Origin of the sequence: Mesorhizobium sp. B3-1-7 (assembly GCF_006439385.1) — a bacterium.
GTDB lineage: Bacteria > Pseudomonadota > Alphaproteobacteria > Rhizobiales > Rhizobiaceae > Mesorhizobium.
Genome location: NZ_VFTL01000019.1, coordinates 122,326 through 135,146, shown reverse-complemented (window position 1 = coordinate 135,146; position 12,821 = coordinate 122,326). Strand labels below are relative to the sequence as shown.

At 64.1% G+C, this 12,821-nt stretch carries 14 protein-coding genes; 4 read left to right on the top strand and 10 right to left on the bottom strand.

All coding sequences use genetic code 11. The features are described 5' to 3' along the window. Positions 1-163: 163 nt before the first annotated feature. From FJ417_RS17465 to FJ417_RS17445, 5 genes are read right to left on the bottom strand one after another with little or no spacing between them, the layout of a single operon-like run. The gene (locus FJ417_RS17465) at positions 164-943 is read right to left on the bottom strand and encodes a 5-oxoprolinase subunit PxpA (RefSeq protein WP_140784334.1); all 780 of its coding nucleotides are present in this window, start codon (positions 941-943) and stop codon (positions 164-166) included. A 22-nt stretch (positions 944-965) separates the two neighbouring features. Further along, positions 966-1,361, bottom strand: coding sequence for a biotin attachment protein (locus tag FJ417_RS17460; RefSeq protein ID WP_140784333.1), 396 nt, complete (start codon positions 1,359-1,361; stop codon positions 966-968). Continuing rightward, on the bottom strand, positions 1,358-2,725 hold the full coding sequence (accC, locus tag FJ417_RS17455) for an acetyl-CoA carboxylase biotin carboxylase subunit (RefSeq protein WP_140784332.1): 1,368 nt from the start codon (positions 2,723-2,725) through the stop codon (positions 1,358-1,360). The genes FJ417_RS17460 and accC overlap by 4 nt, the downstream gene beginning before the upstream one ends. Positions 2,726-2,730: 5 nt before the next feature. Next, positions 2,731-3,180, bottom strand: coding sequence for a biotin/lipoyl-containing protein (locus tag FJ417_RS17450; RefSeq protein WP_140784331.1), 450 nt, complete (start codon positions 3,178-3,180; stop codon positions 2,731-2,733). A 6-nt stretch (positions 3,181-3,186) separates the two neighbouring features. Then, the gene (locus tag FJ417_RS17445) at positions 3,187-4,389 is read right to left on the bottom strand and encodes a pyridoxal phosphate-dependent aminotransferase (protein ID WP_140784330.1); all 1,203 of its coding nucleotides are present in this window, start codon (positions 4,387-4,389) and stop codon (positions 3,187-3,189) included. A 196-nt stretch (positions 4,390-4,585) separates the two neighbouring features. On the opposite strand from FJ417_RS17445, the gene FJ417_RS17440 reads away from it, so the two are divergent. Next, complete coding sequence (locus FJ417_RS17440; protein ID WP_140784329.1) at positions 4,586-5,764, top strand: FAD-binding oxidoreductase; 1,179 nt, start codon at positions 4,586-4,588, stop codon at positions 5,762-5,764. Between the two features lie 111 nt (positions 5,765-5,875). Beyond that, entirely contained in the window at positions 5,876-6,529 is a 654-nt protein-coding gene (locus FJ417_RS17435; RefSeq protein WP_140677668.1) for a GntR family transcriptional regulator, read from the top strand. Between the two features lie 52 nt (positions 6,530-6,581). Here the strand turns inward: FJ417_RS17435 and FJ417_RS17430 are convergent, their stop codons facing one another. From FJ417_RS17430 to FJ417_RS17410, 5 genes are read right to left on the bottom strand one after another with little or no spacing between them, the layout of a single operon-like run. Further along, the gene (locus FJ417_RS17430) at positions 6,582-7,031 is read right to left on the bottom strand and encodes a VOC family protein (protein ID WP_140707893.1); all 450 of its coding nucleotides are present in this window, start codon (positions 7,029-7,031) and stop codon (positions 6,582-6,584) included. A gap of 4 nt (positions 7,032-7,035) precedes the next feature. Continuing rightward, positions 7,036-7,815, bottom strand: coding sequence for an SDR family oxidoreductase (locus tag FJ417_RS17425; RefSeq protein WP_140784328.1), 780 nt, complete (start codon positions 7,813-7,815; stop codon positions 7,036-7,038). A gap of 54 nt (positions 7,816-7,869) precedes the next feature. Beyond that, on the bottom strand, positions 7,870-9,348 hold the full coding sequence (locus tag FJ417_RS17420) for an aldehyde dehydrogenase (protein WP_140784327.1): 1,479 nt from the start codon (positions 9,346-9,348) through the stop codon (positions 7,870-7,872). Positions 9,349-9,356: 8 nt separating this feature from the next. Continuing rightward, the gene (locus FJ417_RS17415; protein ID WP_140784326.1) at positions 9,357-9,944 is read right to left on the bottom strand and encodes a thiamine pyrophosphate-dependent enzyme; all 588 of its coding nucleotides are present in this window, start codon (positions 9,942-9,944) and stop codon (positions 9,357-9,359) included. 5 nt (positions 9,945-9,949) lie between these two features. Beyond that, positions 9,950-10,525 carry a thiamine pyrophosphate-binding protein gene (locus tag FJ417_RS17410; RefSeq protein ID WP_140784325.1) on the bottom strand — a complete coding sequence of 192 codons (576 nt, stop codon included), beginning with the start codon at positions 10,523-10,525 and terminating at the stop codon, positions 9,950-9,952. Positions 10,526-10,626: 101 nt separating this feature from the next. On the opposite strand from FJ417_RS17410, the gene FJ417_RS17405 reads away from it, so the two are divergent. After that, positions 10,627-11,562, top strand: a complete 936-nt coding sequence (locus tag FJ417_RS17405; protein ID WP_140784324.1) for a LysR substrate-binding domain-containing protein — start codon at positions 10,627-10,629, stop codon at positions 11,560-11,562. Positions 11,563-11,665: 103 nt separating this feature from the next. Further along, positions 11,666-12,814, top strand: coding sequence for an acyl-CoA dehydrogenase family protein (locus FJ417_RS17400; protein ID WP_140784323.1), 1,149 nt, complete (start codon positions 11,666-11,668; stop codon positions 12,812-12,814). Positions 12,815-12,821 lie beyond the last annotated feature (7 nt).

Genomic DNA, 12,821 nt, shown 5'->3' with positions numbered 1-12,821 from the left:
GATCCCCAAAAATCAGTGTTGAATCTGATTTGCCGGCCTGTGGGAATCCCAATTCCTTAAATCGTCACTACGGCCTAGATCGTTTCCTAGAACGGGGACTCGACGCCGTCTGAAACGACCGGCGCGGGCGCTGTGAGCCATGAGCCCGGACGCAGCCGACCCCTCAGGGCGTTGCAGCGAACGCCTTCACCTTGACCCCGCTCGCCTCCAGGCCAGCCCGCACGCGGGCGGCTATGGCAACGGCCGCCGGGGTATCGCTATGGACGCAGACCGAGTCGATCGATGTCTTCAGCAATTGACCGGAAATCGTCTCGATCGCGCCCTGCCCGACCATGCGCACCACTCGCTCAGCTGCCTTCCCGGCGTCGTGGATGACGGCGCCCTCCAGCTTGCGCGAGACAAGAAACCCCTCCTGCGTATAGGCGCGATCGGCGAAGATCTCCGACTTGACGGTCAGGCCCGCCTCGCGCGCGATCCTGTCCTGGAAGCCGAGCGCGATCGCCAGGCAGATCAGGGTGGGATCGACGGCCTTGACGGCGCGCGTGACGGCTTCGGCGACCGCGCGATCGGTCTGGGTCAGATTGCCCAGCGCGCCATGCGCCTTCACATAACGGATCGGGTGTCCGGCATAGACCGAAAGCGCCTGCGCCGCGCCGATCTGATATGCGACCAGCCTTTCGATCTCGTCCGCCGAATGCGGAATGGTGCGCCGTCCGAACCCCCACAGATCGGCGAAGCTTGGATGCGCGCCGACGGCAACGCCCTTCGTCCGCGCCATGGAAAAGGTGGCCGCCATGATCTCCGGGTCGCCGGCGTGGAAACCGCAGGCGACATTGGCCGAGCTCACGATATCGAGGATCGCCGCGTCGTCGCCCAGCCTGTAAGCGCCAAAGCCTTCGCCCATGTCCGAATTGATATCGACTTCAAGTCCGCTGCCCGTCATGGCGACTTCCTCAGAATTCATGTCACAGCAACTCGTAGAGCGGTGTGCCGTAGCCGACGACCGCGCCGTCCTCGGCCAAGCCAACCCCCAGCTTGCCGTCCGCCGGCGAAACCACGGCCTTGAGGCATGCGCCGATCTGCAGGACACCGACGGTCTCGCCCTTCCGGACCGTCTGGCCGCGTTCGATGACCGGATGGCCGGTCGTCGGATGAACGAGACGGAACACTCCCACGCCCGGCGCGCGAACAGTCGTCGCGACCACCTCGGCCTTCGGCGCCTCGCTCGCCGCCGCGCGCGTCCCAGGGCCGGCTGACTGGATACGCAGACAAAGCGAAAAGCCGGCTTCCGCCAGTTCGATCTCACTGACACCCGCGGCCGCACACCATGCGGCAAGTCTCTCGATCTCGTCGGCCGTCATCGCTGCGCTCGTCCGTCGAGCAGACCGCCTTCGATCAGGCGTTCCAGGTGGTGGATGTCGAAACCTCCGGCCGCAAAACCTGGCTCCTCCATCAACATGCCGTGCAGTGGCGCGTTGGTGGCGATGCCGACCGCCTCCATCTCGGCCAGCGCCCCCTTCATCCTGCGGATCGCGTCGGCGCGCGTCGCGCCATGCGCGAGCAGCTTGGCCACCAGGGAATCGTAGTGGGACGGCACGGTGTAACCGGAGTAGAGATGCGACTCGACCCGTATCCCCGGGCCGCCCGGCGGCGTCCAGCGCTCGACCCGTCCCGGATGCGGCCGGAAGCTGTAAGGATCCTCGGAATTGATGCGGCATTCGACGGCGTGGCCCTGGATGCGTATGTCTTCCTGCTTGAAGGACAGACGCTCGCCCTGGGCGATCCGGATCTGCTCGCGAACGATGTCGATGCCGGTGATGAGTTCGGTGACGGGATGCTCCACCTGCACGCGGGTGTTCATCTCGATGAAATAAAAGCGCCCGTCCTCGTAGAGGAACTCGAACGTGCCCGCCCCGGTATAGCCGATCTCAACGCAGGCGCGGGCGCAAAGATCGCCGATCCCCGCGATCGCCTCGCGAGCGATGCCGGGCGCCGGCGCTTCCTCGATGATCTTCTGGTGGCGGCGCTGCATGGAGCAGTCCCGCTCGCCAAGCCATACAGCCGCGCCACGCCGGTCGGCCAGAATCTGGATCTCGACATGGCGCGGATGTTCGAGGAATTTTTCCAGATAGACCTGCGGGTTGCCGAAGGCTCGTCCGGCTTCCTCTCGCGCCAGCGCCACGGCTTCCATCAACGCGCCTTGCTCGCGCACGATGCGCATGCCGCGCCCGCCGCCACCACCGGCCGCCTTGACGATGACCGGATAACCTATGGTTTCGGCGATCACCCGCACCACTTGCTCGTCCTGCGGCAACGCGCCTTCCGAGCCCGGAACGCAGGGCACGCCGGCGGTGATCATCGCCTGCTTGGCCGCCACCTTGTCGCCCATGGTGCGGATCGCCGCCGCGGACGGTCCGATGAAGACAAGACCGGCACTTTCAATTGCCTCGGCGAAGGCCGCATTTTCCGACAGAAACCCGTAGCCGGGATGCACCGCGCCCGCGCCGGTGAGTTGCGCGGCTGTGATGATCTCCGCGATATTGAGATAACTGTCGGCCGAAGCTGCCGGCCCGATGCAGATCGCCTTGTCAGCCAGCGCCACGTGGCGAAGGCTCGCATCGGCCTCCGAATAAGCCGCTACCGTCTTCAGTCCGAGATCGCGGCAAGCGCGCAGGATGCGCAGCGCGATTTCACCCCGGTTGGCGATAAGGACGGTATCGAACATGGCGCTCAACCCGCCTCTTCCAGGACGAACAGCACGTCGCCGGACTGCACGGCGGCATGGTCTTCAAATGCGACCTCGACAATCCTGCCGGCGCGATCGGCTTCCACGACGTTGAATGTCTTCATGGCTTCGAGGACACCGATCTTTTGCCCCTCCTCGACCACGTCACCCACCGAGACGAGCGGCGGCTCACCCTCGCCGGCGGAGCGGTAGAACACGCCCGTCAGCGGCGCGCGGATCGAATGCCGCGGAATGGTCGCAACGGCGGGGCTGGCGCCCGAAGCAGCCGGCGCGCCAAAAGCCGGCGCGGGTTGCGGCAAAGACCCGGACGGCAATGCGGGTGGCAACGCTTGCTTGGCGATGCGGACGCGAAATCCGTCGCGCTCGATCTGCAACTCGCCAATGGGTGAGCGCGAGACCACATCGATAAGTTCTCGGACGAGGTTCAGATCCATGCCGCGCTACCGCATGGCTTCGACCGCCTCGGCGATACGCCCGATCGCCTTCTCGATCAGGTCCATCGACGTGGCTATGGAGATGCGGAAATGCGGCGACAGGCCGTAGGCCGAGCCTTGCACCACCGCGACCCGCGCCTGATCGAGCAGGTAAAGCGAAAGATCGTCATCGCTGCCGACAACGGAGCCGTCCGGACGCCGGCGGCCGATCAGGGCCGAGCAGTTGGGATAGAGATAAAAGGCCCCTTCAGGTATCTCGCAGGTAAGGCCAGGGATTGCCCGCAGCAGTTCCAGTGCGCGATCGCGTCGGGCCTGGAACTCGAGCGCGCGTGGGCGCAGGAAATCCTGCGGGCCGTCCAGCGCGGCTATGGTCGCGGCCTGCGAGATGGATGACGGGTTTGACGTGCTCTGACTCTGCACGGTCGCCATGGCGCGGATCAGTGGTTCCGGCCCGCCGGCATAGCCGATCCGCCAGCCTGTCATGGCATAGGCTTTCGACACGCCGTTGACCGTCAGCGTACGCTCCTTCAGCCGCGGCTCGACGCCGGCGATCGTATGGAAGGGACGCCCATCGAACAGGATGTGCTCGTAGATGTCGTCGGTCAGCACATGAACATGCGGATGGTCGAGCAGCACTGCCGCCAAGGCAGCAAGTTCGTCACGGCTATAGACTGCGCCCGTCGGGTTGGACGGGGTGTTCACGAGCAGCCATTTCGTGCGCCCGGTGATGGCTGCCCGTAAAGCGGACGGTGTGAGCTTGAAGCCAAGCTCCTCGCCGCAGGGAACGACCACGGGCTTGCCTTCCCCCAGAAGCACGATGTCGGTGTAGGAAACCCAGTAAGGGGCGGGAACGATCACCTCGTCGTCCGGCGCCAGCGTTGCCAGCAGGGCGTTGTAGATGATCTGCTTTGCACCGCCGGCGACGGTAATCTCCGACGGCCTGTAGTCGAGGCCGTTCTCGCGCCTGAACTTGTCGGCCACCGCTTTCTTCAGCGCCGCCGTTCCATCCACTGCCGTATAGCGGGTCTCTCCCCTGCGCATCGCCGCGTAGGCCGCCTCGACGACATGCAAGGGTGTCGGAAAATCCGGTTCACCGGCGCTCAGGCTGATGACGTCGATGCCGGCCGCGCGCATGTCGATCGCTCGAGCCGTCACCGCCATGCTCGGACTTGGCTTGATGACGTCAAGACGGGGAGCGATGAGGCCCACTGAACACTCCTGGGATGCTGCACGATCCAGCTGGCAGCGGATGTGTAAATTGGATAATGTATTCTTATTTTCTCGTCAAACCCCTTTTTCTTGCCATTGGGCTGGGTTATGAGTGCCGTTAAAGGCTTGTTGGCGGAGAAAAGTATCCAATCTTTGCCCATGGCCATGACATTTGAGACAAGGGAACGCGACCGGAATGAGCGCAAATTACGATGTGGTGATCGTCGGCGGAGGCGTCGTCGGCAGCTCGATCGCCTATTTCCTCTCCGCCAATCCGGATTTCGATGGCAGTATCGCCGTCATCGAGCGGGACCCCTATTACACCGCCTCTTCTTCTTCGTTGTCGACCAGCGCCATACGCCAGCAGTTCGGCACCCAGCCGAATATCGCCATGTCGAAATTCAGCCTCGACTTTCTGCGTGAGGCGGGCACTCGACTTGCGGTCGGTGACGAGCCGGCGGACATCGGACTTCACGAGCCTGGCTATCTTGTGCTGGCGACGCCGGAGCGGGCCGAGGCGCAGCGTGCCAAGAACCGCGTTCAGCGCGACATGGGTGTCGATATCGAGCTGATCGAGCAGGCCGATCTGGCGCGGCGCTTCCCTTGGCTCAATACGGAAGATCTGGCGCTCGGCTCATTTGGCCGCGGCTGCGAAGGCTGGTTCGACGGACCTGGCCTGATGCAGGCTTTCCGCCGCAAGGCACGCACCCAGAAGGTCGACTATCGTGCCGCGACCGTGACCGGACTGACCATGGCTTCCCGAAGCAAGGTCGACGACGTGGTGCTGGACAATGGCGAACGGATTTCCGCCGGCACGGTCATCAACGCAGCCGGTCCGTGGAGCGCGGGCATTGCACGGATGGCCGGCACGGATCTCCCGGTCGTGCCCAGCAAGCGATGCGTCTTCGTCTTCGAAAGCCCGGCGCGGATCGACAACTGCCCCTTCGTCTTCGACGTCAGCGGCTTCTGGCTGCGGCCGGAGGGTCAGCTCTTTCTGTGCGGCATTCCACCCGTGCGCGAGAACGATCCGGACGATTTCGGGCTGGAGGTCGATTACGATCTGTTCGAGGAGCTGATCTGGCCGGCGCTGGCGCATCGCGTGCCCGGCTTCGAACAATTGCGCATGCTGCGTGCTTGGGCAGGCCTCTATGAGTACAACACCTTTGACCACAGCGGCATCATCGGGCTCCATCCGGAGATCTCGAACTTCGTGCTGGCCACCGGCTTCAGCGGCCACGGCATGATGCACGCCGCAGCAACCGGTTCCGGCGTGAGCGACCTCATTGCCTATGGCGAATACCGTTCAATCGATCTCTCGGCCTTCCGCTACGAGCGTATCGCCAACAACCAACCGATCGAGGAACATGTCTATTGAGGGCGACGGGCCTTCGGAGTGACAACAACCTATACGCAGTGCTATGCGTCCGTTTCTTCAATCAAAAAAGCGCCGCACGCGAACAGAGGCGCCGTCGCCCTAGGCTGATCCATGCTCGTACAGAAGAAAACCATATCGACCCAGGTCGCCGACGCCATCAGGCAGAAGATCCTGGTCGGCGAATACGAGGCAAATGCCCAGTTGCGGCAGGAGCACCTGGCGACCGAATTCGGCGTCAGCCGGATACCCGTGCGCGAGGCGCTGCATCAGCTTCATTCGGAAGGGTTCGTCACGCTCGTCTCCCACAAGGGAGCAGTGGTTTCCTCGATTTCGCTCGACGAAATCCTCGAGCTTTATGAATTGCGGGCCAGGATCGAGACCTGGCTGCTCGCCCTTGCCATCCCGAGAATGAGCGAGGCCGACCTCGCTTTGGCGCGGGACCGTGCCAGACAGCACCAGGAGCAGGGCAAGACCGGCGAATATTCCAACCAGCTGAACTGGAACTTCCACGCAACCCTTTACGCGCCGTCCGGCCGCAAGGCGACTATCGAACTCGTCGGGCGCATCTACCAGCAGCTGGAACGCTATACGCGCATGATGGTGACGCTGACCGAGATCCAGGTGCAATCCGACCGCGACCACTGGCAGCTCATCGAGTTGTGCGAGGCCAAGGACACGCTGCGCGCCGTCAGCCTGCTGGAAATGCATATCATCACCAGCGGCAAATTCCTGGTCGACCGACTTCAGGAATTGCGGGGCAGTTGACCGAGCAGCCGTCCCCCGCCGGATATTCTCCGCAAATCCTTCCCCCGGCACATCATTTGCCGGGCAAATTCGTCGCCCGGGTCAGCAGGATCACACCGGCCTTGTCGGCGGTGTCGTAATAGGTGAAGCCGGTCCGATTTTCCCGGCGCCCGCGCATCAGCACGGAAAGGCCATCGCCTTCAGCCTCGCTTTCGGCGGCATCCGCGTCACGGACCTCGAAGCCGATGTGGAAGACGCCCTCGCCTTTCGTATCCAGGTGGATCCGCTGCGGTGAAGGGTCGTGGCTTGGCTGGCAGAGTTGCAACTGGACATTCGGCAAATTGCAGATCCGGTACTGCATGGCCATGAAGCCCTTGGGACTCGGGACCTGCAGTTCCTCATATTCGACCAGCGGCGGGTAGGCTTCCCATGGACCGATACCGATGGAATCGTAGTAGGCCTGCGCCTTGTCGATGTCATGCACGACGATGCAGACGTGATGCAGCTTGTCGAAGATGCCCATTTCCCTACTCCTTGACCGGGACGGTGTAGTTGAGCACGCGGCGCCCGCCATCGGGGTAGATGGTCTCGCCGGTGATGTAGGACGCGTCGTCGCTGGCGAGGAAAGCGACCACGGAGGCGATTTCAGCCGCCGTGCCCAGACGTCCAAGTGGCGTGCGCGAAAGGATCGCGCGGCGCATTTCCTCGGAATCGATGAAGGTGCCGTCCATCACCATCTCCGTGGCAATCGTGCCCGGGCCGACACCGACCACGCGGATGCCGTAAGGCGCGAAGGCGACGGCGGCGGTGCCGGTCACCTGGTTCATGCCGCCCTTCGAGATCGCGTAGGTCGCGACCCGGGGATTGGCGAGCCCGGAATTGATCGAGGACATATTTATGATGACGCCGCCCTGCCCCTGCGCGATCATCTGGCGAGCGGCCGCCTGCGTGCCCATGAACGCCCCCTTCAAATTGACGGCGAGTACCCGGTCGTAGTCGGCCTCGCTGATGTCGAGAAAGTCCTGAACCGGAGCGATGCCGGCATTGTTGACCATGATGTCGACACGGCCAAACTTGGCGACCGCCGCCGCGACCAGCGCGTCGACCTGTTCCTTCCTGCTGACGTCCGTGACCAGCGCCAGCACGGTCTCGGGAGTACCGATCTCGGCGGCGCATGTCTTCAGCTCGCTGGCGTCGATATCGCCGAGCACGACCTTCGCGCCTTCAGCCAGGAAGCGTTCGGCGCATGCGCGCCCGATGCCGCGTGCCGCTCCGGTGACGACCGCCACCTTTCCTGCTTGTCTCATATGCGGTTCCCTCGTCATTCTGAACGGGCCGTTGCCTTGGGGCCCTTATCTATCTTAGCGGATCACGAACGGGTTGGCGGTCTTGCCGACCGTGTCTATCCATACCGTCTTGGTCTGAAGATAGGCATCGATCGCCCCCTGCCCGCTCTCGCGGCCTATACCGCTTCTCTTGTAGCCGCCGAAGGGCGCCATATAGGAGACCGCGCGGTATGAATTGATCCAGACCATGCCCGCTTCCATCGCCGCCGCGCCTCGCAGCGCCCTGCCCATGTCGCTCGTCCACAGCCCCGCCGCCAGCCCGTACGGACTGTCGTTGGCAATGGCGAATGCCTCTTCCTCGTCGTCGAAAGGAATGACCGAAAGGATTGGTCCGAACACTTCTTCGCGCGCGATGCGCATTGAGTTGTTCACGCCGGTAAAGATGGTGGGCTCGACGAACCAGCCCTCCGCCAGATCGTCCGAGGCGGGCTTGCTGCCGCCCAGCACACATAGCGCACCTTCGCGGCGCGCGATGCCGAGATAGGAAAGCACCTTGTCGCGCTGCCCTTGCGTGGTGATCGGCCCTACCTGTGTCTCGGGCAGCGCCGGGTTGCCCATTCTTGCGCTGCCGGCAAGCGTAATCACCTCCTCCACGAACCGGTCGTGTATCTTGCGCTGGACGAGCAGGCGCGAGCCCGCGATGCAGGTCTGGCCGCTGGCCGCGAAAATGCCGGAGATCACGCCGTTGACAGCGCTTTCCAGATTGGCGTCGCCGAAGACGATGTTGGCCGATTTGCCGCCGAGCTCCAGCGTCACCGTCTTCAATCCCTCCGCGGCTGCGCGGTAGACAGCGAGCCCGCCCGGCTCGCCACCCGTGAAGGCGATCTTGGCAACGTCGGGATGGGAGACCAGCGGCACGCCGACCTCCTGCGGCATGCCGGTAGCGGTGTTGACGACACCCGGCGGAAAGCCGGCCAGCGCGAACAGCTTTACGAATTCGAGCGTCGAGGCCGAGGCGTGTTCCGAGGGCTTGATGACTACGGTGTTGCCCGCCGCGAGCAGCGGCGCAAGCTTCCAGGTCAGGAGCAGCAGCGGCGAATTCCATGGCACGATCGCGGCGATGACGCCGAGCGGCTCGTGCCGGGTGAAGGCGAACATGCCGGCCTTGTCGATCGGCAACACCGACCCTTCGATCTTGTCGGCGAGGCCACCGAAATAGCGGTACCATTCGGGGATGTAGCGCAGCTGCGCCGTCATCTCGGTGATCAGCTTGCCATTGTCGCGGGTCTCGATCGCGGCGATGCGCTCAGCGTTCTCGGCGATCAGCTCTGACACCCGCACCAGGAGCTTGCCGCGCGCGGTCGGCGTGATGCCGGCCCAGTCCTTCGACCGGAAAGCCGACCTGGCGGAGGCCACGGCTGCATCCACCTCGGCCTTGCCGCCGCGCGGGATCAGTGCCCATGGCCTGCCGGTGAAGGGGTCATAGCTCTCGAACGTGTCGGCGCTCGATTGCAGCCGACCGTCGACCGTGTTCTGGAAGCTGACCAGCGGCATGTCGGCCCTCAACAGGTGGCAAAGCCCAGATGGGCGCGAAAGCGGTTCTTGACCGCGACGGCGTCGCGCGGCGGCAGCGAGCGCGGCAAGTTCTCCGCGGTGATTTTCAGCACGAACAAGCGAGGCCCCTCGGCAGGGCGGCGCAGCTTTTCGCACAGCGCGTCGACCTCCTCCAACGAACGCAGTTCGGCCACCTCCGCGAAACCGCAGGCGGCGGCGACCTTGTCGAAGCCGATGCCGCGGCCGGTATGGCTGGATTGCATGCCGGTCTCGCCGAAATGCTGGTTGTCCAGAATGATCAGGTCGAGATTTTTAGGGCACGCCACCGAAATCGTTGCCAGCGATCCGAAGGCCATCAACTGCTCGCCGTCTCCGGTGATGACCATCACCCGCCGCTGCGGCTGCGCCTGGGCAAGCCCGAGGCCGACCAATGCCGCGCCGCCCATTGCGCCCCAGAGATAGTAATTGTCGTCCCGGTCGCCGGCGGCATGCACGTCATAGCTCGGCGAGCCGAGCCCGGTCACGACCAGGGCGCCGTCGCGCGCGTCGAGCAGCCTCTTCACCGCCACTCGGCGATCCATCGTCGGCAATGTCATGTCATTCACCACTTCTTCTTGCCAAGCAGGCGCTGTCCGATGAGCACGGCGACCTGCTGGTCGGCATCAAAGGCCATCGCGGCCGCCTGCGCCACGGTGTCCACCAGGTCGGGGCCGGTCTCTGCCCGCAGCACTCTGAGGCCGATCGCCCTCAGTGAAGTCTCGGTCGCCTGCCCCATTGGCACCTGCCATGGATTGAACTCGGCCCACTCGCCGCGCATCGTCACCAGGACAAGCAAGGGAAAGCGCGCCTGCACCGGCAGCGACAGCATGTTGATGCAATTGCCGACGCCGGAGGATTGCATCAGCACGACGCTGCGCTTGCCGCCGAGCCAGCAGCCGGCGGCGATGGCTATGCCCTCCTCCTCCGTCGTCAGCACATTGGTGACGACCTCGGGATCGGCGCTGAAGCGGCGGATCAGTGTGGTATGGCCGGCATCCGGCACATAGGACATCTGGTTGATGCCGGCGGCCTTGAGCGCGTCATAGACCTGATCCGGCCACTGCGTTTCAGATGCCGCCGGAAGAGCAGCAGAGGCAGCCGCTTCCGGGTGTTTCGCTTGTAGGCTGCTCGCCGTCACCTTGGACCCCCGAGGATTGGATTTGACATAAGACTACTTCAGCTGTCCGATCCAATCTTCGTCTCTTTCTCGTGATCAGATATAATGATATTGGATAGCTTATGGAGCTATCGCAGCTGCGCACCATGATCCATGTCGCCGAGCTCGGCAGCCTCAGCAAGGCCGCCGACCGGCTACACATCGCGCAGCCGGCGCTGAGCCGCCAGGTACGCATGCTGGAGGAGGAGTTGGGCTTTGCCCTGTTCCTGCGTCATGGGCGCGGCATGGTGCTGTCCGAACAGGGCAAGGAGGTGCTGGCTCACGCCGTGCGCGTCCTCGCCGAGATCGACGAGATCCGCGCGACCGCCACGCCCGCCGATGCGCCGCTCACGGGCGAGGTTGCCATCGGCTTGCCGCCCACGGTGGCCGACATCATCTCGCTGCCGCTGGCGGCGGCTTTCGGCAAAGCCCATCCCAAGGCGAAGCTCAGGCTTGTCAGCGCCTATACCGGCTATTTGCTCGATTGGCTGCATCGGGGCGAAATAGACGTCGCGGTGCTTTACGATCCGCGCATGGCGAGATCGCTTCGCACGCGCCCGCTGCTGCTGGAAAACCTCTTTCTGATCGGCCCGCCCGCCGCCGGCTTCTCGACCGTGCGCGCCATGCCGTTCACCTCGCTCGCCGGGAAAAGACTGTTGCTGCCGAGCGTGAAGCACGGGCTGCGCATCATCGTCGAACGCTGCGCCGCCGAGACCGGCATCACGCTCGATGTCGGCGTCGAGGCGGATACCTATTCGGTGCTGAAGGACCTCGTGCGCAACGGCCATGGCTGGACGATCCTGCCGCTCGCGCCCATCCATGCCGATGTCGCCGCCGGCCTGCTCACGGCCGCGCCGTTGATCGATCCCGTGCCCGTGCGCCGCCTCATTCTTGCCTATCCGGCCGACCGGCCGGCCTCGCGGCTGGCGCGCTTTGCCGGCCAGGCGATAGAAGATACAGCTCGGGATCTTGTCGAGCGGGCCGTGTGGGTCGGCCAGCTTCTCGGTTCGGCGCCGTAAGGGTTTCAATTTCGGCATAGCTGATCATGCCTGCCTTGCGTTGCTGTCGAGATGTGCCGGCGTGATACTGGACGCCTGAGCGAGACGAAAGGCCCGGCAATTCATGGAACACTATCAGGACATTCGGGAAGCTGTCGCAAAGCTCTGCGCGCGCTTTCCCGGCGAGTATTGGCGCGCCCTCGACAGGGATATGGCCTACCCCCGCGAATTCGTCGAAGCCCTGACGGAAGCGGGCTGGCTCTCGATCCTGATCCCCGAGGAGTATGGCGGCTCCGGCCTGCCGCTTTCGGCCGCCGCTGCCGTGCTGGAGGAGATCCAGCGCGCCGGCTGCAACGGCGGCGCCTGCCATGCGCAGATGTACACGATGGGCACGCTGCTTCGCCACGGCTCGGCGGCACAGAAGCAGCGCTATTTGCCGAAGATCGCCACCGGGGAACTGCGCCTGCAGGCATTCGGCGTCACGGAACCGACCAGCGGCACCGACACCGGCGCGCTGAAGACCACCGCCCGGCTCGACGGCGACCATTTCGTGGTCAAGGGCCAGAAGATCTGGACCAGCCGCGCCGAACATTCCGATCTGATGCTGCTTCTGGCGCGCACCGCGCCGCTGACCGATGGCATGAGGAAGACCGACGGACTTTCCGTCTTGATCGTCGACATGGGCCAGGCGCTTGGCAACGGCCTAACCATCCGGCCGATCCGCACGATGATGAACCATGCCACCACCGAGATCTTCTTCGACGACTTGCGCGTGCCGGCCGAAAACCTGATCGGCGAAGAGGGCAAGGGCTTCCGTTACATCCTGTCCGGCATGAATGCCGAGCGAATCCTGATCGCTTCCGAATGCGTCGGCGATGCCAAATGGTTCATCGACAAGGCAAGCGCCTATGCCAAGGAACGGCATGTGTTCGGCCGCGCGATCGGCCAGAACCAGGGCATCCAGTTTCCCATCGCCAGAGCCTACGCCAACATGCGCGCAGCAGAACTTATGGTGCGCGAGGCGCTGGCCCTTTACGAGGCCGGCAAGAACCCCGGCGCCGAGGCGAATATGGCCAAGATGCTAGGGGCGGATGCCTCCAACGAGGCCGCCAATGTCTGCATCCAGACGCATGGCGGATTCGGCTTCGCCGAGGAATACGACGTCGAGCGCAAGTTCCGCGAGACGCGTCTCTATCAGGTGGCGCCGATCTCCACCAACCTCATCCTGTCGTTCCTGTCCGAGCACGTCCTCGGGCTGCCGCGTTCCTATTAGGAGTGGT